This window comes from Enterococcus malodoratus ATCC 43197 (assembly GCF_000407185.1).
GTDB lineage: Bacteria > Bacillota > Bacilli > Lactobacillales > Enterococcaceae > Enterococcus_A > Enterococcus_A malodoratus.
This window is the reverse complement of record NZ_KE136481.1, coordinates 1,869,900-1,889,905: the sequence shown is the minus strand read 5'-3', so window position 1 is coordinate 1,889,905 and position 20,006 is coordinate 1,869,900. Positions and strand designations below refer to the sequence as shown.

23 protein-coding genes are annotated in these 20,006 nt (G+C 44.4%); 18 read left to right on the top strand and 5 right to left on the bottom strand.

The annotated features are described in order from the left end of the window. Positions 1–105 precede the first annotated feature (105 nt). From I585_RS09270 to lpdA, 9 genes are all read left to right on the top strand, one after another. Complete coding sequence (locus tag I585_RS09270; RefSeq protein WP_010742632.1) at positions 106–1,518, top strand: PTS galactitol transporter subunit IIC; 1,413 nt, start codon at positions 106–108, stop codon at positions 1,516–1,518. Continuing rightward, positions 1,511–1,789 carry a PTS sugar transporter subunit IIB gene (locus I585_RS09265; RefSeq protein ID WP_010742633.1) on the top strand — a complete coding sequence of 93 codons (279 nt, stop codon included), beginning with the start codon at positions 1,511–1,513 and terminating at the stop codon, positions 1,787–1,789. The genes I585_RS09270 and I585_RS09265 overlap by 8 nt, the downstream gene beginning before the upstream one ends. 12 nt (positions 1,790–1,801) lie before the next feature. Continuing rightward, complete coding sequence (locus tag I585_RS09260; RefSeq protein WP_010742634.1) at positions 1,802–2,539, top strand: SDR family NAD(P)-dependent oxidoreductase; 738 nt, start codon at positions 1,802–1,804, stop codon at positions 2,537–2,539. A gap of 10 nt (positions 2,540–2,549) precedes the next feature. Then, positions 2,550–2,822: a PTS sugar transporter subunit IIB gene (locus I585_RS09255; protein ID WP_010742635.1), complete on the top strand. Its 273-nt coding sequence runs from the start codon at positions 2,550–2,552 to the stop codon at positions 2,820–2,822. 627 nt (positions 2,823–3,449) lie between these two features. Continuing rightward, entirely contained in the window at positions 3,450–4,406 is a 957-nt protein-coding gene (locus tag I585_RS09250) for a sugar-binding transcriptional regulator (protein ID WP_010742636.1), read from the top strand. A gap of 15 nt (positions 4,407–4,421) precedes the next feature. Beyond that, entirely contained in the window at positions 4,422–5,426 is a 1,005-nt protein-coding gene (locus I585_RS09245) for a thiamine pyrophosphate-dependent dehydrogenase E1 component subunit alpha (RefSeq protein WP_010742637.1), read from the top strand. A gap of 119 nt (positions 5,427–5,545) precedes the next feature. Beyond that, on the top strand, positions 5,546–6,523 hold the full coding sequence (locus tag I585_RS09240) for an alpha-ketoacid dehydrogenase subunit beta (protein ID WP_010742638.1): 978 nt from the start codon (positions 5,546–5,548) through the stop codon (positions 6,521–6,523). Between the two features lie 12 nt (positions 6,524–6,535). Beyond that, on the top strand, positions 6,536–7,753 hold the full coding sequence (locus tag I585_RS09235; RefSeq protein WP_010742639.1) for a dihydrolipoamide acetyltransferase family protein: 1,218 nt from the start codon (positions 6,536–6,538) through the stop codon (positions 7,751–7,753). Between the two features lie 12 nt (positions 7,754–7,765). Beyond that, positions 7,766–9,157: a dihydrolipoyl dehydrogenase gene (gene lpdA / locus I585_RS09230; protein ID WP_010742640.1), complete on the top strand. Its 1,392-nt coding sequence runs from the start codon at positions 7,766–7,768 to the stop codon at positions 9,155–9,157. A 42-nt stretch (positions 9,158–9,199) separates the two neighbouring features. Here lpdA and proC read toward each other — a convergent pair whose 3' ends face one another. After that, a complete protein-coding gene (gene proC, locus I585_RS09225) occupies positions 9,200–10,012 on the bottom strand; it encodes a pyrroline-5-carboxylate reductase (protein WP_010742641.1) in 813 nt (270 codons plus the stop codon). Between the two features lie 145 nt (positions 10,013–10,157). Between proC and I585_RS09220 the strand changes: the two genes are divergently transcribed. The 9 genes from I585_RS09220 (at position 10,158) to I585_RS09180 (ending at position 16,175) form a co-directional block, all read left to right on the top strand. Further along, entirely contained in the window at positions 10,158–11,111 is a 954-nt protein-coding gene (locus tag I585_RS09220) for a helix-turn-helix domain-containing protein (protein WP_010742642.1), read from the top strand. After that, positions 11,111–11,419 carry a hypothetical protein gene (locus I585_RS09215; protein WP_010742643.1) on the top strand — a complete coding sequence of 103 codons (309 nt, stop codon included), beginning with the start codon at positions 11,111–11,113 and terminating at the stop codon, positions 11,417–11,419. Before I585_RS09220 ends, I585_RS09215 begins: the two co-directional genes overlap by 1 nt. Before the next feature lie 63 nt (positions 11,420–11,482). Then, complete coding sequence (locus I585_RS09210; protein ID WP_010742644.1) at positions 11,483–11,833, top strand: iron chaperone; 351 nt, start codon at positions 11,483–11,485, stop codon at positions 11,831–11,833. Then, the gene (locus I585_RS09205; RefSeq protein ID WP_010742645.1) at positions 11,826–12,191 is read left to right on the top strand and encodes a VOC family protein; all 366 of its coding nucleotides are present in this window, start codon (positions 11,826–11,828) and stop codon (positions 12,189–12,191) included. The genes I585_RS09210 and I585_RS09205 overlap by 8 nt, the downstream gene beginning before the upstream one ends. Positions 12,192–12,372: 181 nt before the next feature. Beyond that, a complete protein-coding gene (locus tag I585_RS09200; protein ID WP_010742646.1) occupies positions 12,373–13,263 on the top strand; it encodes a sulfite exporter TauE/SafE family protein in 891 nt (296 codons plus the stop codon). Between the two features lie 173 nt (positions 13,264–13,436). After that, positions 13,437–14,021, top strand: coding sequence for a hypothetical protein (locus I585_RS23640; protein WP_010742647.1), 585 nt, complete (start codon positions 13,437–13,439; stop codon positions 14,019–14,021). Further along, a complete protein-coding gene (locus tag I585_RS23635; RefSeq protein WP_010742648.1) occupies positions 14,000–14,923 on the top strand; it encodes a WD40/YVTN/BNR-like repeat-containing protein in 924 nt (307 codons plus the stop codon). Before I585_RS23640 ends, I585_RS23635 begins: the two co-directional genes overlap by 22 nt. A gap of 65 nt (positions 14,924–14,988) precedes the next feature. Next, positions 14,989–15,399, top strand: coding sequence for an NAD(+)--rifampin ADP-ribosyltransferase (gene arr, locus I585_RS09185; RefSeq protein WP_010742649.1), 411 nt, complete (start codon positions 14,989–14,991; stop codon positions 15,397–15,399). A 125-nt stretch (positions 15,400–15,524) separates the two neighbouring features. Continuing rightward, entirely contained in the window at positions 15,525–16,175 is a 651-nt protein-coding gene (locus I585_RS09180) for an HI_0552 family protein (RefSeq protein WP_010742650.1), read from the top strand. Positions 16,176–16,225: 50 nt separating this feature from the next. Here I585_RS09180 and I585_RS09175 read toward each other — a convergent pair whose 3' ends face one another. The 4 genes from I585_RS09175 to I585_RS09160 are packed head-to-tail and all read right to left on the bottom strand — an operon-like array spanning position 16,226 to position 19,916. Continuing rightward, positions 16,226–17,191, bottom strand: coding sequence for a siderophore ABC transporter substrate-binding protein (locus I585_RS09175; RefSeq protein WP_010742651.1), 966 nt, complete (start codon positions 17,189–17,191; stop codon positions 16,226–16,228). Positions 17,192–17,248: 57 nt separating this feature from the next. Beyond that, a complete protein-coding gene (locus I585_RS09170; protein WP_010742652.1) occupies positions 17,249–18,007 on the bottom strand; it encodes an iron ABC transporter ATP-binding protein in 759 nt (252 codons plus the stop codon). Next, positions 18,004–18,972: an iron chelate uptake ABC transporter family permease subunit gene (locus I585_RS09165; protein ID WP_010742653.1), complete on the bottom strand. Its 969-nt coding sequence runs from the start codon at positions 18,970–18,972 to the stop codon at positions 18,004–18,006. The genes I585_RS09170 and I585_RS09165 overlap by 4 nt, the downstream gene beginning before the upstream one ends. Continuing rightward, positions 18,969–19,916 carry an ABC transporter permease gene (locus I585_RS09160; protein ID WP_034708543.1) on the bottom strand — a complete coding sequence of 316 codons (948 nt, stop codon included), beginning with the start codon at positions 19,914–19,916 and terminating at the stop codon, positions 18,969–18,971. Before I585_RS09160 ends, I585_RS09165 begins: the two co-directional genes overlap by 4 nt. Positions 19,917–20,006: the final 90 nt, after the last annotated feature.

Sequence of the window (20,006 nt, the reverse complement as noted above, 5' to 3'; positions counted from 1 at the left end):
AGCAATAAAAATGTTAGGGATCATAAAGGAAGGTCAGACAGATGGACATAAGAGAATTTTCTCGTTTTGGGGAAATTCATTCATACAAAAAAAGGAGAAAAAACTATGTTAGATATACTTAAAGCAGGGGTAAATTATATCTTGGATCTAGGTGCGGCGGCAATGCTGCCAATTATTTTGACCGTCTTTGGTTTAGTTTTAGGGCAAAAGTTAAGTAAATCTTTTCGAGCTGGTTTAACTGTCGGGATCGGTTTTACTGGTTTGAATCTAGTGATTGGCTTGCTTTCGGATTCGATTGGGGCATCCTCTCAGGCAATGATTGAACGCTTAGGTTTGCAATTAGATATTTTAGACGTGGGTTGGCCGATTGGAGCGGCAATTACGTTCGCAACACCGATCGCAGTTATTTTGATTCCAGTCATTTTTATTTTTAATATGATCTTGCTGCGATTTAACTTAACGAAAACGATGGACGTGGATCTGTGGAATTATTGGCATCTGATTTTTCCAGGAGCGATGATCTATTATGCGACAAATTCGATTTGGATCGCCATCATTTGTTCTTTGATCAACACCTTCGTCATTTTCAAACTGGCAGATTGGACAGCGCCAGCAGTAGAACACTTCTTTGGATTGCCGGGCATTTCGCTGCCGCATGGAGAGACGGTAAACTTCGCGCCGCTGACCTATGCGCTGAATCGTGTCTGGGATAAAGTTCCAGGTATCAACAAAATCGATATTAATGCGAAGAATTTAAAGGAACGATTGGGAATTTTTGGCGAGCCAATGATGATCGGGCTGGTATTAGGGGTCGGAATGGGCTTGCTGGCCGGTTATGATTCTCAGGCAATTATTCAATTAGGGGTTCAAACCTCAGCGGTCATGATCTTGATGCCGAGAATGGTTGCGTTATTGATGGAAGGGTTATCTCCGATTGCCGAAGGCGCTAAAGCATTTATCCAAAAACGTTTCCCAGGAAAAGAGGTGTACATTGGTTTAGATGCGGCGGTCGTAACGGCACATCCAGCGATTATCACGGTAGCGTTGCTGATGGTACCAATCACGATTTTATTGGCAGCAATTCTACCATTTAACCGTCTGTTGCCATTTGCCGATTTAGCCGTATTGCCGTTTACAGTTATTTGGTCAGTAGCGGCATCGAAGGGCAATATTTTTAGAGGCTTGCTGAATTCGATTGTATCCGTTTGTATTGTTTTCTTCATCGCAACGAATTTGGGGGCACTGACAACAACAATGGCTCATGCAGTAGGTTTCGCCTTTCCTGAAGGGGCAACGATGATTTCAGGAATCGACATGAGCAGCCACATTACGTTATGGATCATGCTCAAACTGATTGATCCATCGAATCTACCGGCCTTTATGGCAGGAGCTATTGCTTTAGTTATGTACGGCGCATTGTGGTTCTGGACGCGGAATGACATTAAAAAGCAATATGGATTGCCTACCGGGAAAGGTGATTCCGACAACACAATCAAGGGAGCTGAGATGAATGAATAAAAAACATATTTTGATTGCTTGCGGAACAGGTGTGGCGACATCAACGGTCGTTTGCATGCGAGTAAAAGAAGAACTGGAAAAAAATAATATTCCAGCAACAGTGGAACAGTGCAAGGTGGCCGAGCTGCCATCAAAAATTCATGGTGCCGATTTGGTTGTGACCACAACGGCGTATGAAAGTGATGATATTCCCGTGATTCGCGCACTATCTTTTTTGACGGGAATTGGGATTGAAGAAGATGTGCAAAAGATTGTTGATATTTTGAGTTAAAGGAGCAGACCCATGAAAGGAAAAGTTGCAGTAGTTACTGGTGCGGCTAAAGGGATCGGCAAAGCGATTGCGAAGAAATTTGCAATCGCAGGAGCTCATACAGTAATTTTAGATTTCGACGAAAAAAGTGGGAAACAAACGGCCGCGAAGCTTTCCGCTGATTTCTCAGAATCAGTCTTCATTAAAACAGATGTTTCAGATCCGGAGTCATTAAAGCGGGCAAGCGAACAAGTTTTAGAAAAGTTTCAACGAGTGGATATTCTGGTGATCAACGCGGGAATCAGCTATTTGCATTCTATCGATGAGATTTCGATTGAGGAATGGCAGCGCGTATTGCATATCAACCTGGATGGTTCCTTTTATGCGTTAAAGGCTTTTTGTGATCATTTTGCCGATAATGCAGGAAAGGTCATCTTTATTACTTCCGGTTCAGCGATTACTGGAACGGGGGGCGGTATGCATTATGCTTCTTCGAAAGCTGGGCAGCACGGACTGATGCGAGCGGCTTCGAAAGAATTTGGCCCGCGAGGTATCAATGTCAACGCGATTGCTCCACGGGTCATTCAAACCGATATATTAGATACCCTTTACCCAGATGAGGCGAGTCGTGAGGAATTATTGAAAAAAATTCCGCTGCGGCGAATCGGTCAACCAGAAGACATAGCGAATCTCGCATTGTTTTTAGCAGGCCCGGAAAGCTCTTATATTCATGGACAGATTATTTTAGCGGATGGCGGACGAACTTATTAAAGGAGAAGCTATGAAGAAAATTTTAGTCGTTACCGGAACTTCAGACAACAAGCGGAAGTTTGCGGTGAATTATATTGAAACGTTTATGCGAGACAATGACGTGGAGGTCGCGGTGGTTGGTGAAAGTATCTATGACGTAACGGAAGTAGCTGAGGATATCTCAGCGATCGTCGCCATTGGGCAGCCCCAATTTACTACGGAGCGGCCGATTATCGATGGGACACCCTTCATTACGAAATTTAACATGGATGCATGCTGCCAACAGCTAATGGAGAAAATCTAAGAATGCATAAGAGCCACTGATTGAATGCTTTTGCTTCGTGCAGAGGGAAAAAATCAATGGCCTTATGCTTGCTCAAAATTTTATCCTCTATGTAAAAAAAGGCATCGCTCGATTCGTTCTTTCATGATTAATGATGAAAAAAGGATGCCTTTAAACAGGGGCTGGAATTGCTTATGATGGGTATAAGAAATAGGGAGAGACTGTGAGTTTCTGCAAGGATAAGTCCTACTAAAGAGTAGAGAAAAAAGAGTATTGCCGCAAAATAAAATTTGGATATACTCCGGCTTCTAACAGAAATTGTATAGAACTTGGAAACGTCATAGTGAAAATCCTCCTTATTGGTCTGTTAGTAAGATCCCAATAATAAATGATTTTTACTATGATATTTTTTTCGCGGGTAAATCAAAGAGATATTTTAGAGTATGTGAAACGGCGTAATATTTGTTACGGGAATCGCGTGGTTGGAACATTCTGTAAAGATGGGCTTGTGAATGAAATCATTTGCTGAAAGCGTTGACACTTAGGGCGATGCCTCTTATGATGACAGTGTGACATATGTTAAATAAAGGAACATATGGTAACAGCGAACTAAATAAGTTCATTCGCAGAAACTAGGAGGGAATAAAAATGAGTTATTCCGACGACGCACGATTACTGACAGAAATCGCTTCAATGTATTACGAAGAGGGAGCCAAACAATCAGAAGTCGCAAAAAAGTTTAATATCAGTCGCTCGCTGGTCTCTAAATATTTGGCGAAGGCACGTTCTCTAGGGTTAGTAGAAATTATTATTCATGATGATTTAGTTCATCCTTATCGTTTGCTGGAGGAAAAGCTGATCGAGAAATTTGGGTTGACAGAGGTGATCTGTATCGCACCTGCGGCAGCCGAAATGTTGAACAAACGTATCGGTATCGCTGCTGGAAAATACTTATCGCGGATTTTAAAAGGCGATGAAACAATCGGTGTCTCCGCCGGGATGGTAGTTCACGAGGCTGCTCAGAATTTTTTACCGAAAAATCAAATGGAAAATATCCGATTTATTCCATTGGTTGGCGGTTTAGGTCAAGAACATACAGCGTTGCAAGCCAACGTGGTCTGTGAAATTTTTGCCCGCAAGAGCGGCGGCTCAGTATTAGAACTACACGCGCCGATTACAGTGGATTCTGCGGAGGCAAAAAAAGTTTTTATGGCACAGTCGTTTATTAAAAACGTTTTTGATAAAGGGAAAAAAGCAGATATCGCATTAGTCGGGATCGGAGGGCTGCCAGCCTATTCCACCATGACAAAAGCATATTTGCCAAATGAAGAAGTACCACTAAGAAAGGAATTATCTGCTGGTAATGTATCGGGAGATATTTGTTACAACTTTATTGATGAGGAGGGCGAGCTAACAGATTGTACATGGAATGATCGAGTTTTGGCGATCAGTTTGAAAGAGTTGAAGCAGATCCCAAAAAGGATCGGTGTATCTGGCGGCAAAGAAAAAGTCAGTGGCATACGGGCAGCGTTAAATGGGAAATTAGTCAATGTTTTGATCACTGATGAAGAGACAGCGAAGACGTTACTAGATGAAGATAAATAAAATGGAGGCGCATAAATGATGGCAGCAACGAAAAACATCTCGATTCCAAATCGAGCAGGTTTGACGGATGAAAACTTGGTAGAGCTTTACCGCAGAATGTGGGAAATTCGTTACTTTGATGAAAAAGTCGACCAATTATTTGCAAAGGGTCTGATCCACGGAACGACTCACTTGGCAGTAGGACAAGAGTCTACGGCGGCAGGCAGCGGCGCGGTCTTAAGAAAAACGGACTGGATCACTGCGACGCACCGCGGGCATGGGCAAACGATCGCTAAAGGAACGAATATCAACGAAATGATGGCGGAATTATTTGGCCGGACGACGGGAACCAACAATGGTAAAGGCGGATCGATGCATATCGCCGATTTAGATACAGGAAACCTTGGCGCTAACGGGATTGTCGGCGGCGGATTTCCAATCGCAACAGGCGCGGCGTTGACTTCAAAATTGAAGAAAAATGATACAGTGGCGTTGGCGTATGCAGGCGATGGTTCTACAAATGAGGGAAGTTTCCATGAATCATTGAATTTGGCTTCTATTTGGGACTTGCCGGTAGTCTTCTTTATTGAAAACAATCAATACGGGATGAGCGGACCGTTTAAAACAATGATGAATGTTGAACGTTTATCTGAACGGGCGAAAGCGTATGGAATCGAAGGCATTACAATCGAAGGAAATGACATTATTGAAGTTATCAATACAACCTATGATGCCGTCGAAAAAGCACGGCGCGGTGAAGGTCCGACATTGATCGAAGCGATGACTTATCGTTGGAAAGGTCATTCAAAATCTGACGCGAAGAAATACCGTACGAAGGAAGAGGAAGAAGATTGGCGCAAGAACCGCGACCCGATCAAATTGGCGCGTGAAAAATTTGTAGCGGCGGGGATTTTTACCGAAGAGGAAGCAGAAGAGCTTCGCTTAGCAGCTAAACAAGCGATTGAGGATGCAGTTACTTTTGCGGAAGAAAGTCCGATGCCGGCGACCGAAAGTATGTACGAAGATGTTTATTCGGATTAATAGCCGCCAGCTTTACTGTCTGCTTGAGCAAGTCAGCGGATAGTACGCGTGGTGAGAGGCGAACTTATTTTTCTTTTGAAAAATAAATACTTGAGTACGAAATAGGAGGAGCGAAAAAAATGAGAGAAATCACATACGCGGAAGCGGTCAGAGAAGCAATGTCTGAAGCGATGCGAGAAGATGAAGATATTTTCATGTTAGGCGAAGACATCGGCGTTTATGGTGGCGCTTTCGGTGTGAGTCGCGGCATGGTAGAAGAATTTGGTGAAGAACGGGTTCGTTCCACGCCGATCTCTGAATCAGTGATCGCTGGAGCGGCTGTCGGTTCAGCAATGACAGGGATGCGTCCGATTTTTGAGATTCAGTTCTCGGATTTTGTGACGATCGCGTTGGATCAGATCGTTAACCAAGCAGCAAAAATCAGATACATGTACGGCGGGAAGGCGAAGATTCCATTGGTGATGCGCACGCCGGGAGGTTCGGGAACCGGTGCAGCGGCACAGCACTCGCAGAGTTTAGAAAACTGGACGGCACACGTACCTGGCTTGAAAGTCATTCAACCGGCGACCGCCTATGATGCAAAAGGTTTGCTGCATGCGGCGATTGAAGACAATAATCCTGTCATGTTTTATGAGCACAAGCTTTGCTACCGGACGAGCTCTGATGTGCCGGAAGGAAAATACACGATTCCGATTGGTGTGGCAGACATCAAACGAGATGGCTCGGATATTTCTGTCGTAGCGACTGGGATCATGGTGCACAAAGCGTTGGAAGCCGCCGATATTTTGGCAGAAGATGGCATTCAGATCGAAGTTGTCGATCCACGCACATTGGTACCACTGGATAAGCAGACAATCATTGATTCGGTTGTTAAAACGGGGAAAGCAGTCGTGGTGACGGAAGCAGTGAAACGCAGCGGCTTCAGCGCTGAATTAGCCAGTGTGATTGCAGAAGAAGAATGCTTTGATTTCTTAGATGCACCGATCATCCGTTTAGCAGGTAAAGAAATCCCGATGCCGTATCACCCAGAGCTTGAGAAAAAAGCAGTTCCTCAAGTAGAGGATATCGTTGACGCTTGTCGCGGATTAATGGCATAAGGGGGGATAGAGATGGCGAATGAAGTATTGATGCCAAAGTTAAGTTCGACGATGGATGTCGGAACGATCACAACTTGGCTAAAAAATGAAGGCGATTCCGTCGAGGTCGGCGAAGCGATTTTTGAAGTCATGACCGACAAAATCGCGATCGAAGTGGAAGCCTATGATGAAGGAATTTTACTCAAAAAATATATCGGCGACGGAGATAGTGCACCGGTGAATTCCGTGATTGCCTATATTGGTGAGGCCGGGGAAGACGTTCCTGCGGAGATGCCGGGTGCTGAAGCAGAAGCAGCGGAGGAAACGGAAGCTGAAGAAGTAGCAGAAGTCGCGGAACCAACAGAATCCAACGAAGAAACAACTGTAACAACGACAAAAGTTCGCGCAACACCAGCGGCTCGCCGCATTGCCCGCGAAAAAGGGCTCAATTTGCAGAAAGTACAAGGTTCTGGACCGAAAGGCCGGATTCAAGCACTGGACGTGAAGGAATATCAAGAGCCGACAGTAGCTGCGGCACCAAAAGCAGCGGAAGGCGAGCTAATTCCTTGGAGCGGTATGCGCAAAGCTATCGCAGACAAGATGTCGGAAAGCAAGCACACGATCCCGCATGTCACGATGAATGCCGAAGTCGATCTAACCAAAGTAATCGAGCTGCGTAAACAATTGCTGCCGATGGTAGAAGAACGCACGGACGAACGGCTATCCTTCTTGGAAATAATCGCAAAAGCAGCAATGGTAGCCCTAAAGGCTTATCCAGAATTCAATGCTAATGCCTATGCTGAAGGAATCAAACGTTTTGATCATGTAAACCTTGGTGTGGCAGTCGCGGTTTCTGATGGATTAGTCGTACCGGTCGTAGAGCAAGCAGATCAAAAAGGCTTAAGTGATTTGACCGCAGCTGTAAAAGCAGTGACGAAAAAAGCGCGGGATGGTCAATTGATGCCAGCCGAAATGAGCGGCGGCACTTTTACCATTAGTTCGTTAGGCCGCAGTAAAGTTCAAACCTTCAATCCAATCATCAACTTGCCAGAGGTTGCGATTCTAGGCGTCGGCGGAAGCTATGATAAATTGGTTGTTGCAGATACATCGGAAGGCTCACAAGTCGCAACAATCACCGCATTGAATCTATGTCTTTCTTTTGATCATCGGGTTGCTGACGGCGCTCCAGCGGCGGCATTCTTAAGTATGATCGTTGACTTGTTAGAAAATCCAATGAGCTTGTTGCTGTAGAGGAGGCTGAGTATGACGAAAAAGACAGATACAGTCGTAATTGGTGCGGGACCGGGCGGCTATGTAGCGGCGATCCGTGCCGCACAATTAGGACAAAAGGTGACCGTAGTAGAAGCTGAACATATCGGCGGAGTGTGCTTAAATGTTGGCTGCATTCCTTCAAAAGCGTTGATCACGGCTGGACATCGTTACCAAGAGGCGCAGCATTCTGACTTCCTTGGATTAAGTGTCAAAGATGCTCAGTTGGATTTTACGAAGACTCAGCAATGGAAAGATCAAAAGGTCGTTAAAACGCTGACTTCAGGTGTCGCAATGCTGTTGAAGAAGAATGGTGCTGAGGTGATTATGGGACGGGCGCAATTTACGGGTCCGCAAAATCTAACGATCACCACTAGCAAAGGCGAAGAGAAATTGCAGTTCAAGCATGCGATTATTGCTACCGGCAGTCGTCCAATCGAGATTCCCGGTTTTGCCTTTGGCGGTCGCATAGTAGATTCTACTGGCGGATTGAATTTGAAGGAAATTCCGAAGAAGCTGATTATTATCGGCGGCGGAATCGTTGGCTCTGAGCTGGGCGGCGCGTATCGCAATCTAGGATCAGAAGTAACGATCATTGAAGGAGCGGAAAACATCGTTCCGAATTTTGAAAGCGACATTCAACAATTGGTCGCGAAAAAGTTCAAGCAAAACGGGGTAGAGATCTTTACCAGTGCGAAAGCCAAAAAAGCCACTGAGACAGCGAATGGGGTAGCGGTAGAGTTTGAAGTCAAAGGGAAGACGCAAACGATCGAAGCGGATTACGTGATGGTGACAGTCGGCCGCAGACCGAATACCGAAAACCTAGGATTGGAAAAGGCTGGCGTCAAGCTGACAGAACGCGGCTTGATTCAAGTGGATGAGCAATACCGCACATCACAGAAAACTATTTTTGCTATCGGCGATATCGTTCCCGGTCTAGCATTGGCTCATAAGGCCAGCTATGAAGCGAAAGTAGCGGCAGAAGTGATCGGTGGCAAGAATGTTGCGAAAGATTATCGTGCGATTCCAGCAATTTGTTTCACCGATCCAGAAGTGGCGACAGTCGGGTATACGTTGGCGGAGGCGAAAGCGGAGGGGATCAAGGCTAAGACAGCGAATTTCCCGATGCAAGCCAATGGACGTGCCTTATCATTGAATGCAACGGAAGGCTTTGTTCGTTTAGTCTTTGAAGCGGAAACGGAATTAATCTTAGGTGCTCAGATTGTCGGAGTCAACGCAAGTGATTTAGTGGCTGAGATCACTTTGGCGATCGAATCCTATCTGACGCTGGAGGATATTTCTCTGACGATCCATGGTCATCCAACACTATCTGAAATGGTGATGGATGCCTGTGAAGTCGGGTTGGGAATGCCGATTCATATGTAAAAAAAGAAGGTTATGCCGATTATCAGGCATAACCTTCTTTTGCTATTTCTTTCCTAACTCTTCGTCTTTTCGGATCGTTGCATCAATACCTTTGATCACGGTTGAGATAAAGGCGTTGTCTTCTAATTCCACGATTCCGGCGACGGTCGTTCCACCCGGTGAACTTACACGATCGATTAAGGTCCACGGATTTTCTTTACTGTGGGCTAATGTTTCTGCACTGCCTAAAACAGCTTGGGTCGCCATTTCCAGAGCGATGTCTTTTGGTAAGCCGTTTTTCACCGCAGCCCGAGCGATGGAATCGATAAATAAGAATGTATAAGCAGGTGAGCTCCCAGCGATCGCTGTGAAGATCGAGAAATATTTTTCTTCTAATGGCCAAGCTTTGCCGACTGCATTAAATAGATCGATGATCGTTGCGAGATCTTCCTTCGTTGCGCTGGCATTTCCGCATACGGCGGCAGCACCTTCGCCGACCATTGCGTTCATGTTCGGCATTACGCGGACGATTCGAATTGGCTGATCGGTTTCAAAGACGTCATAGATGGCTTCCGTACTGGTTCCGGCAGCGATCGAGACGATTAATGGATCATTTTGCAAGATGGCGTCTTTGGCTTCCAACAATACTCCCTTGATGACATTTGGTTTGACTGCCAAGATCAATGTATCGACTGTTTTGATGACCTCTTGGGGATCATTCAACGCGTGAGCCCCAACTTTTTCAGCGAAGGCTTGAACCTTCTCTGTTGAAATATCATATAAATAGATGTCCTCCGGGTTACTGAATCCTTTCTGAACAATTCCTTCAACGATTGCGGATGCCATATTTCCAGCACCGATAAAACCAATTTTCATAGTAAATCCTCCTTATAAGTGTTTGAATCAAATGTATTAATTTTCAAAAGGTGATACAATCAATAAAGAAATTATATGCTGATAGAGACTTATTTAAAATAGTGTAGATAAAGAATAAAGTGTTCGATTCTAAGGTGGTGAGAAAATGGATGTTACAGCAGTACAATATGCCAGCTTCTATCAATTTTTAAAAACGCTGGATTGTTATCTAGGCGATGATGGGCAAATGATTGGCGAGGTTCAGCATTTTTCCGAGAACCCACGCCGGGAGATCGCTGCTTTTGTGACTAGAGAAACGACGGAGCTGATTGAGGTCCCGTCCGATTTTATTCGAATGCTGTATATTATGAAGGGGTCTGTCAGAGTTGCGATCGATGGCTCGGAAAGTTGTTTGAGTGAGGGTGGGCTGATTTTAACGAATGCGGCTACGAAGCTTTCTTATAACGGCGATGCCGAAGCTGAAGTGATCGCATTCTATTTCAAGCCGGGCTATTTCACGGAGTCGCTGCTGGGTCAATTCTTCGAAGAGCCGCAGCTGTATCGTTTCTTTGTGGAGGCGTTGAGTGAGGAGTCCAGGGGAATCAGCCGCTATTTGATTTATGATTTTGCGGCGGTGACGGATGTTCATTTTTATACGCTGCTGCTGTTAAAACAAGTCGTCAAGATGGCGTACTTCAACAATAAGGTTACCAAATCGGCGTTTGTACTTTTAATTGTCGAGATCAGTCAGGCTGAGCCGGAACGCTTGATTGCCAAAGATAATTTTGTATCGAATGGACAACTGACAGAAGAGCTGTTGGCGTATATCGATGCGCGTTTGGAGCAGGTGACGTTGGAGGAGGTTGCGCGGAAATTCCATTTTCACCCGAATTATTTATCGAGTTTGTTGAAGGAAAAAACGGGGCACTCCTTCACAGAAATCGTCTTATTACGCAAAATTGAACGTTGTAAACAATATTTGGAACAGACGGATCTGACTGCTCAGGCGATCGTGGAGCGCTTAGGCTATAAAGATAAAGCCTTTTTTTATAAGCGGTTCAAACAGATCGAAGGCGTTACGCCACGTCAGTACCGAAAAATGCGAGAGGAAGAAAACTAATGTATGAAGATATTTTTGCCGAGGTTCAGCTAACCGTTGTGGAACAGCCAATCGAATGGGTGAATGATTTACCGCTTTATCGTGGACACATTAAAGAGCTGCCGTTTCTTGTCGGAGAAGGGCCCTCGAAAAAAGCGATGTACCGCCAATTGGCGGAGCAGTATCAGGAATATGCCGCGTTGAACCAGGTGGAAGACAAAGAAGAAGAGATGACCTCTTCATTATTAACGGCCGATCAGCTGCTGAAGTATTATGATGGTGAAACCTTCGATGGTTTTTCTTTAGGCGATATGCTGAAGGATGAGTAGAGCAAGTTTGTATACCTTTTCAGTGATTTCCGCTAGACTAAAAAGAAAAAAGGGTGTGAAGCGATGTCACCGATCGAACAATATATCAACGAGGCTGAAAAAGACCAGCAGCCAATGTTGAAAGAAATTTATCAAGTCATCAAAGAAATGGTCCCGGTAGAAACAACGGAAAAACTTTCATACGGAATGCCGACATTTTATTTAACGGAGAATCTAGTTCACTTTGGCGCGATGAAGAAACATTTAGGTTTTTATCCAACTCCGAGTGCGATGACTGCTTTCCATGAACAATTGAAAGAGTATAAAACCTCAAAAGGCGCCTTGCAGATTCCTTATAAGAAAGAACTACCGGTCGACTTGATCAAAGAGATGGTTCGTTTTCGTCTGAACGAGGTGGTGGAGAAAAATGCTTAAAGGGATTGAGATCATGCTGTATGTCGATGATGTCGCCGGTTCAGCGGCCTTTTGGCAAGAAGGATTAGGCGGAAAGATCGTCTCTCAGCAAACGATGCCGGATGAATCGCTGCAAGTCACAGTTGAGTTATTTGATTCAGTGCAGATGGTTTTGTTTGATCGTAATTTTATTAAACGTGTTTCTCCAGAAGTGGTGGATAATTTCCCTTCACTATTATTGAAGGTTTCGGACTTAGAGCAATATCATGAGCAGCTGCAAAAGCTTAGTCCTAAAGTCAATCCGATTATGGAGCAAGGCGGGAAACGGCTGTTTAATTTCGCGGATCCCGAAAATAATTATTTTGTTTTGAGTGAATGACCTTCAAGTAATTGAAGGTTATTTTTTTGCTTTTGGAGAAAACTCATAGAATCCTCTAATGATTATTGGACGGCTATCATCAAACTGTTAGTGGATTTAAGTCAAAATACTTGTGAATTGTTGTATTATCTTAAAAGGAAAAAGAGCTTTCATTGATTAATTTATTTAGAGGAGAAAAAGTATGGTACAAATTTTGTTGGGACTGCTAGCGGTTCTATTGGTTTATTATCTTTTTTATTTTGTTCGCGATTTGATCGCAGAACGCGGAAACTGGGGCGGCGGGAACTTTCTTGTTTCTGGTGTGATTGGTTTTATTACAGACGCGATGGATACGTTGGGGATCGGGAGCTTTGCGCCGACGACGATGTTGTTAGAAACGACTAAACAATTAGACAACGACCGTCAATTGCCAGGAACGTTGAATGTTTCACACACGGTTCCGGTAATTATTGAAGCATTTATTTTTATCACAGTAGTAAAAGTAGCACCGTTAACACTATTCTCATTAGTACTCGCAGCGATCGTGGGTTCATACATCGGATCAAAAACGGTCAGCAAACTGCCTGAGAAAAAAGTGCAATTTTACATGGGGATCGCATTGATCATCACTGCGGCACTGATGGCATTGAAACAATTGGGCTTACTTGATCTATTGGGAACGGGCAATCATTTAACTAGTTTGACTGGAATAAAATTGATCATCGGTATCGTCGGCAACTTTATTTTGGGGGCTTTGATGACGATCGGTGTTGGGCTATATGCGCCTTGTATGGCGATGGTTTACATGTTAGGTCTGAGTCCTTTGGTCGCTTTTCCCATCATGATGGCTTCATGTGCCGGTCTGATGCCGGTTGCTGGAACAAACTTCATTAAATCTGGCGATTATTCTCGGAAAGTCAGCTTGGCGATTACAGTCGGCGGGATTCTTGGAGTGATCGTTGCAACCCGCTTCGTTACTGGCTTAAACATGAACGTATTGACTTGGGTCGTGATCGCAGTGGTTCTTTATTCAGGCTTCACTTATATCCGTAAAGGGATGCACGAATTTTCAGGTAATTTGAAAAAGTCTTAGAGAAATTCTCTAGGCTTTTTTTTTCGGGGGAAATTGCCTAACTTTTGTACAAAACTTCAATATTGATGCGATTTTGTTATTCATTTTTTATAAATTTTTTTGCAAAAAATTCCTGTTCATTGGTTGTGTTATGGCAGATAATGAGTGAAATGGGCTATTTGACAGGAGAAATTATGGATCAGGAGTTATTAATCATCGAATTGCTTTCGGCGGCAGAGCCGATTTATAAAAGAGTGCAGAAAAATCGGCGAAAGAACTTGGTTGCGGCCTTTCTATTTTTGATCGTCGCATGTGTGCTGTTTTTCGGCATCGGAAGTTTTGTTTATCAACGGTTAGAAATGCGCGTACGCTCTTTTGATACCGGGTATTGGTTGCGGGACTTTTATCATTTTTCTCTCGTGCTGGGCATGATCAGTGTTGCGGCGGTAGTCATTTTCTTCATCGTGAATGGGATTCAAGGAATTCGATTGCGGCGCTCGTTTCAACGATTTTTGGAACGAGCGGTTAAGAAGGCTGCCAAGTATCCAGTGGTTTATCAGGATCGCGACGCCTATTATCTAGCGGAGGAAGCGCGAAAACCGAAGATTCGTTTGCTGAAAATGGATTGTATCGAGTTGACCACGACTTTTGACGGTGCCACGATTTATTTAGGCATTCGCCAAGAGTTCAGGGGCTTTTCTGGTACTCAGTTGTTTGTCTTAAATGGGGAACCGCCAGTTTTGCCGGAGCGGTCGGAGTGTTTGTTTATGATGGAATGACCCGGCAGCAAAATCTTTATGGCGGTAATTCTGAGCCTGCACATTCGACCCCTTCAAGTGAAGCTACACCGTTGACGAGTGATGAGTTGTTAGCGCAGCAAGGAACGGCTCCGGATATGAAAGCAAATCAAACGAACCAGTTGGATTTGAATCAACAGACGCAGGAACTTTACCTGACGACCAATGGCGGAACAAATTGGTCATTTGTTCCATTGAAACCGGAATGGCTGCGATCAGGCAGTTATCTGCTGACCAACGGCGAAATTCCAATGGGGTATTGGATGGATAAAACTTACAGTATTTCGAAAGAATTCTCTTGGTTTATTTATTCTGAGAATCAAAAGGAGCTGTTTTTCTTATTCTCCACAGACAATGGCAAGACTTGGCAAAAATCGCTCGTTTCCGATACGGCTCAACGAATTCGTTACCGCAAGGCGCAGTTTTTCGCTGATGGCAGCGGAGTATTGGTTTATTCCAGCGCCTCACCGGAGGTCTCTTCAGAAGGGTTGGAGATTTTTCAGACCAATGATCATGGAAAAACGTGGCACAGAAATAACGGAACGACGATCGGCCAACCGGTGCAAAATGTCAGCTTCGTGAATCCGACATTAGGCTTTGTTTCAACAAGAGAAAATCTGTATTACACCAATAACAGCAGCGGCTCCTTCAAAGAAGCGGTGGTGACGATCCCAGCGGATTATCAGACTGGCGGCTTGGATCTTTTCCAATCGCCGAACGAAGTCACGCAAGTCAGCACCAATCAACTGGAAACCAAATTCTATTTGTTAAAAATGAGCGGCATTGATCAGGGCAAGATGTTCGCCTGCCTGTATCGTTCTTCCGATAATGGTGAGACGTGGCAGTTTGCGGAGCAGCTGTCGGAAGTGAAACCGACCGAATAATTTTACATGCAGCATGGTTGCTGTTAGACTACTCAGTTACAGAAAAACGGTAATGGAGTGATTCGATGAAGGAAGTATTGGATGAGGGCCCGTTCTACCACGGGACAAAAGCTGAGTTGAACGCAGGGGATTTGCTTGAAGCGGGCAAAAATTCCAATTATGGCAAACAAGCCAAAGCGAATTTTGTTTATTTTTCGGCGACATTGGAGGCAGCGATCTGGGGCGCAGAATTAGCATTAGGAGACAAGCCGCAGCGAATCTATCAAGTCGAACCGACAGGAACCTTCGAAAATGATCCTAACTTGACGGATAAAAAATTTCCTGGCAATCCTACGCGGTCGTATCGAACGCGGCAGCCACTGAAAATAGTCGGTGAAGTACCGAACTGGAAGGGACATTCGTTGGAACAGGTGCAAACGATGCTGGAGCATCTCGAAAAGATGAAGCAGCAAGGAATCGAGGCCATCAACGAATAGGAAATTTAATTGATTTCGAGACACCTTCTTCCAACGAGAAGGTGTCTTTTTGTAGAGGGACTTCGTTTGAATAAATCATAATAGCTGATTACAATAAGAACGAGTGAATGAGAAGAGGCGAGGTTATGGAAGTAACAAGCGATGATTTCCAATTGTTTGATCGGAAGCCATTTGCCTTTAAGCAATTAAAGGAACAGTATTCCAGTGAAGAAATCGAACAGATTAAGCAAGACTATCAAGCGCACTGGCAAAAGTGGAAAGCGTTGCAGCAAGCGGTTGCAAAGTCGCTGCCGAAAGAATATCGGATGGAAAAACCAAAGATTGAAAGCTGGACCAACGGCTGGAATTTGCGCAATCATTTTTGGAGTGCCTATCGTGATCCGCAGCATGAGAATCAAAATGCCTGTCTGGCGGTGCTGCTGAACAAGAAGCAGCTTCAAGTGTATTTGATGTTTCAGCATTATAAAAGCGAAGAACGAGCAGGAAGTTTAACGGAGTATAATACCCTGTTGGCCATGCTAAATGAGTGGCGTAAGGGTAAAGATATCAAGGATTACTATATCTGGCCGCAGGTCGAACATGAATTAGCGGACCATCTTCCGCTGGCTGAATTTCTGGCAGATGATGCACAGCCAGAAAAGCTGATGAAGGCGATGCAGGGTCGCAGTTTTCAATTGGGAAAATTATTTTTCAAAGAAACCAGCATATCAAATACGGAACAAGTCATACGACAGACAATGAAGGAACTTGCGCCTTTGTATTTTGCGTTAAATTAGTCGAACGAAAGAAAAAACCTTGATCAATTTGAGATCAAGGCTTTTTTCTATTATTCAAAGGCTTTGTTGACGTCATCCAGCATCATTTTAACGGATTCTAATCCGCCGCCGCTTAGGTACCAAACATCTGGCTGCAGCGAGATGACCTTTTTGTTTTTGCCGGCAGTCGTTTGAGCGACTAACTCATTGTCGGCAACATTGTTGTTGCTGTCGTCTCCGCCGATTGCTTTCGTCCGATCGACTACGAAGAGAACATCCGGATTTTTATCTAAAACATATTCATAAGAAACACTTTGACCATGGGTAGAGGCCTTGATGGCATCATCGGATTCCGCAAAACCAAAGGTATCATAAACGATTCCGAAGCGTGAATCTTTGCCATACGTAGACAATTGTCCCTCATTGACCAAGACAGTCAAAGCTTTGTCTTTGCTTTCTTCCGCTTTTGCTTTGGTTTCTTTGATGCTGGTCTCTAATTCGGCTAATTGCTTTTTAGCTGCTTTTTCTTTGCCGAAGATTTGGCCTAGTGTTTCAACATTTTGTTTGATTGAGTTCCATGTATTTGAAGTATCTACTGCTAGGTACATCGTTGGTGCGATCTCTTTTAATTGATCTAGAAAATCGCTTTGACGACCGGAAATAATGATCAAATCTGGTTTCATTTGATTGATCTTTTCTAGATCCGGTTCTTTGATTCCGCCAGCGGAGTCTACTTTTTTGTATTCTTTTAGATAAGCGGGCAAGTTATCCGTTGCTGCGCCGACGATTGTATCACCAACCCCTAAAGCATCCAAGGTATCCAAAGAACCATTATCGAAAACGACGACCTTCTTCGGATTCTTTGGTACGGTCACCTTGCCGTTGGAGTCCTTCACTTCGAGTGTTTCATCCTTAACGGTGCTGCTTGTTGCCGCTTTGCCGGATGAATCACTGCTGCTTTCATTCGTCGTTGAACCGCAGCCGGCCAATCCTAAACCAAGTAAAACCAGCGATAAGCCTACTATATATTTTTTCATTCCTAATTCCCCCTAATTTATAATTAAAGCCTTCATTTTGAGGCTAAATACCTGTTTTTAATTGAAATACATACAAAATCGTTTGCCGTCTAGTTCGCAAATTTTGATATCCATTTCGTATAGCGCGTTCAATATCTGCGGCTGGATCATCTCATTCGTTGTTCCGTGAGCGAAAATCTGTCCGGCTTTCATCGCAACGATCTCGTCCGCGTAGCTTGCCGCGAAATTGATATCGTGAATGACTAGAAGAATCGTTTTATGTTCTTCTTCGACCAAGCGGCGCAGAGTCTGCATCAGCTGTACCGAATGATTCATATCCAAATTATTCAGCGGTTCATCCAATAGGATATAGTCGGTGTCCTGCGCTAAGATCATCGCGATATATGCCCGCTGCAATTGACCGCCAGATAAGGTATCGATTTGATCTTCCGCCATTTCCACTAATCCAAGCTTCTCTAGCGCATAGTCGATCAAGTCTTGATCCATGCTGGTCAAACGGCCTTTCGAATATGGAAAACGTCCAAAGCTGACCAGCTCACGAACCGTAATTCGCAGATTCACGCCGTTGCTTTGCTTTAAGATCGATAATTTTTTGGCTAGTTCATTAGAACGCCAAGCCTTGACCTCGTTGTGATCGAGATAAATCTGTCCCGCGTCGATTGTGATCAAGCGGCTGATCATCGACAACAGGGTACTTTTTCCTGCGCCGTTTGGTCCGATAAACGCGGTCAGCTGCTCCTCCTTGATTGGCAAACAGACTTCGGAAACGACCTTCTTTGCACCGTATTTTTTTGAGACCTCTTTGAGATCGATCATCTTTGCCGCCTCCTTTCATAAATAATTTTCCCGATAAAGTACAGACCACCGACAAACTGAGTAACGACGCTGACCGTAGTCTTTAAATGGAAAACTTGTTCGACTAAAAATTGACTGCCGACTAAAAAGATAATGCCCAGCAAGATCGCGGTTGGAAATAAATAGCTGTGGCGATAGGTCGGCATCAGCTGGTAACTGATATTCGCAACGATAAATCCTAAGAAGGTGATCGGACCGACTAGTGCGGTCGCTGTTCCGGTCAGCAGACTGACTAAAAAAAGCAGAAGGATCTGGAACGTATTCAGCGAAATACCTAAGTTCGTCGCTTGATCCCCACCTAGATGCAAAACATCTAAATAGCGATTGACCGCGAATAAAATGAAGGAGCCTAGTAAAATAATTCCGGCAGCCAATCCTAAATGGGTAGTGTTGATATTGCTGAAGCTGGCAAAAAGCCGCCCCTGCAGCAAATCATATTCATTCGGGTCCATCATGACTTGCAAAAAGTTGCTGGTGCTGCTGAATAGGGTCCCGAAGATCATTCCCAGCATCAGCAGAATAAATCGATCATTTTGCCGCCTTTTTAGTAAAACCTTGGCTAATAGCAAACTCGATAAGGCCATCAATAGAATGCTGAGCAAAAAGATCGAAGTCTGTTCCTGCGACAGCATGTTGACTCCGCCTATGACAAAAAATAAAATCGTTTGAATCAGCACATACATGGAGTCTAAGCCGAGAATGTTTGGCGTCAAAAATTGGTTTTGGGTCATGGTTTGGAAACTGACTGTCGCCATCCCCGTTGCCAAGGCGACCAGCACGAAGGCAGCTACTTTTTTCCCTCGCAGCATCAACGCAAATTGGATGTTGCCGTAGGTGTTGTAAGTCAGATAAAGTCCGCAAAGGAGCAGTGCCAGGATCGAAAGACTAATCAGCAGCAGCTCTTTTTTTGGCAGAGAGAACTTCATGCGCGGTTCCTCCTAACCAATAAATAGATAAAGATCAGACTGCCTAAAATACCGACCGTCAAGCTGACCGGCACCTCATACGGCGCGATGACGATCCGCGAGATAATATCACAGGCCATTAAAAATAGACTGCCGCACAGCGCGGTAATCCATAGATTTTGTTTTACGTGATCGCCATAGATCAGAGAAACGATATTCGGTACGATCACGCCTAAAAAGGGAACCGTTCCCACCATAATTAGGACTAATCCGCTAGCCGCAGCCACTAAACCGATGCCTAATGTTTGAGTCAGGCGATAATTGACACCCAAGTTGACAGCGACATCTTCGCCTAAACCAACGATTGTGAAGAAATAGGCAAAAAAATAAATAATAAAAAATAGCGGGATCGTCAGATAGAGCAGCTCATAGCTGCCTTTTGCGACTAAGGAAAAATTTCCCTGCAGCCAAGAAGACATGTTTTGAATCAATTGAAATTGATAGGCAAAAAAGGTAGCCACAGAGCCCACGATATTGCCGAACATCACGCCTAACAGCGGCAGAAAGATCGGGTCCTTCGTTGGAAGCAGGCGGCTTAAGCCTAGGAAAACCATCGTCCCGAAAAAGGCAAAAATAAACGCCGCAAGCGTTCGGGCTGCGGTGGAGGCATTAGGCAAGAAAAGCATGACCAGCAAAATACCCAGACGGGCACTATCCATTGTCCCGGCAGTTGTTGGTGAAACAAATTTATTTTGAGTGAGATGCTGCATAATCAGTCCACAAATGCTCATCGTCGCACCAGCCAAGATCAAGCTGATTGTTCGCGGCAGACGAGTGGTCGCCACGATCAGCCATTGCTGCGAATCGCCGTGGAGCAGAGCTTGCACCATCAAATCTTTTACTCCGATAAAAATAGAGAGAGCGCTTAATAAAAGCAAAACAAGAAAAAGTCCTTTTCTTCTCAACGACTCACCCCTTAATAAATGATAATGATTCTCATTCTCTCTAAATATAAAGTTTAGGTGAAAAACAAAACAAATGCAAGTTATTTTTAA

What these genes read in the sequence shown, in the direction of transcription:
- I585_RS09270 (WP_010742632.1), top strand. Translation starts at nt 106, where the DNA reads ATGTTAGATATACTTAAAGCAGGGGTAAATTATATCTTGGATCTAGGT.
- I585_RS09265 (WP_010742633.1), top strand. Translation starts at nt 1,511, where the DNA reads ATGAATAAAAAACATATTTTGATTGCTTGCGGAACAGGTGTGGCGACA.
- I585_RS09260 (WP_010742634.1), top strand. Translation starts at nt 1,802, where the DNA reads ATGAAAGGAAAAGTTGCAGTAGTTACTGGTGCGGCTAAAGGGATCGGC.
- I585_RS09255 (WP_010742635.1), top strand. Translation starts at nt 2,550, where the DNA reads ATGAAGAAAATTTTAGTCGTTACCGGAACTTCAGACAACAAGCGGAAG.
- I585_RS09250 (WP_010742636.1), top strand. Translation starts at nt 3,450, where the DNA reads ATGAGTTATTCCGACGACGCACGATTACTGACAGAAATCGCTTCAATG.
- I585_RS09245 (WP_010742637.1), top strand. Translation starts at nt 4,422, where the DNA reads ATGATGGCAGCAACGAAAAACATCTCGATTCCAAATCGAGCAGGTTTG.
- I585_RS09240 (WP_010742638.1), top strand. Translation starts at nt 5,546, where the DNA reads ATGAGAGAAATCACATACGCGGAAGCGGTCAGAGAAGCAATGTCTGAA.
- I585_RS09235 (WP_010742639.1), top strand. Translation starts at nt 6,536, where the DNA reads ATGGCGAATGAAGTATTGATGCCAAAGTTAAGTTCGACGATGGATGTC.
- lpdA (WP_010742640.1), top strand. Translation starts at nt 7,766, where the DNA reads ATGACGAAAAAGACAGATACAGTCGTAATTGGTGCGGGACCGGGCGGC.
- proC (WP_010742641.1), bottom strand. Translation starts at nt 10,012, where the DNA reads ATGAAAATTGGTTTTATCGGTGCTGGAAATATGGCATCCGCAATCGTT.
- I585_RS09220 (WP_010742642.1), top strand. Translation starts at nt 10,158, where the DNA reads ATGGATGTTACAGCAGTACAATATGCCAGCTTCTATCAATTTTTAAAA.
- I585_RS09215 (WP_010742643.1), top strand. Translation starts at nt 11,111, where the DNA reads ATGTATGAAGATATTTTTGCCGAGGTTCAGCTAACCGTTGTGGAACAG.
- I585_RS09210 (WP_010742644.1), top strand. Translation starts at nt 11,483, where the DNA reads ATGTCACCGATCGAACAATATATCAACGAGGCTGAAAAAGACCAGCAG.
- I585_RS09205 (WP_010742645.1), top strand. Translation starts at nt 11,826, where the DNA reads ATGCTTAAAGGGATTGAGATCATGCTGTATGTCGATGATGTCGCCGGT.
- I585_RS09200 (WP_010742646.1), top strand. Translation starts at nt 12,373, where the DNA reads ATGGTACAAATTTTGTTGGGACTGCTAGCGGTTCTATTGGTTTATTAT.
- I585_RS23640 (WP_010742647.1), top strand. Translation starts at nt 13,437, where the DNA reads ATGGATCAGGAGTTATTAATCATCGAATTGCTTTCGGCGGCAGAGCCG.
- arr (WP_010742649.1), top strand. Translation starts at nt 14,989, where the DNA reads ATGAAGGAAGTATTGGATGAGGGCCCGTTCTACCACGGGACAAAAGCT.
- I585_RS09180 (WP_010742650.1), top strand. Translation starts at nt 15,525, where the DNA reads ATGGAAGTAACAAGCGATGATTTCCAATTGTTTGATCGGAAGCCATTT.
- I585_RS09175 (WP_010742651.1), bottom strand. Translation starts at nt 17,191, where the DNA reads ATGAAAAAATATATAGTAGGCTTATCGCTGGTTTTACTTGGTTTAGGA.
- I585_RS09170 (WP_010742652.1), bottom strand. Translation starts at nt 18,007, where the DNA reads ATGATCGATCTCAAAGAGGTCTCAAAAAAATACGGTGCAAAGAAGGTC.
- I585_RS09165 (WP_010742653.1), bottom strand. Translation starts at nt 18,972, where the DNA reads ATGAAGTTCTCTCTGCCAAAAAAAGAGCTGCTGCTGATTAGTCTTTCG.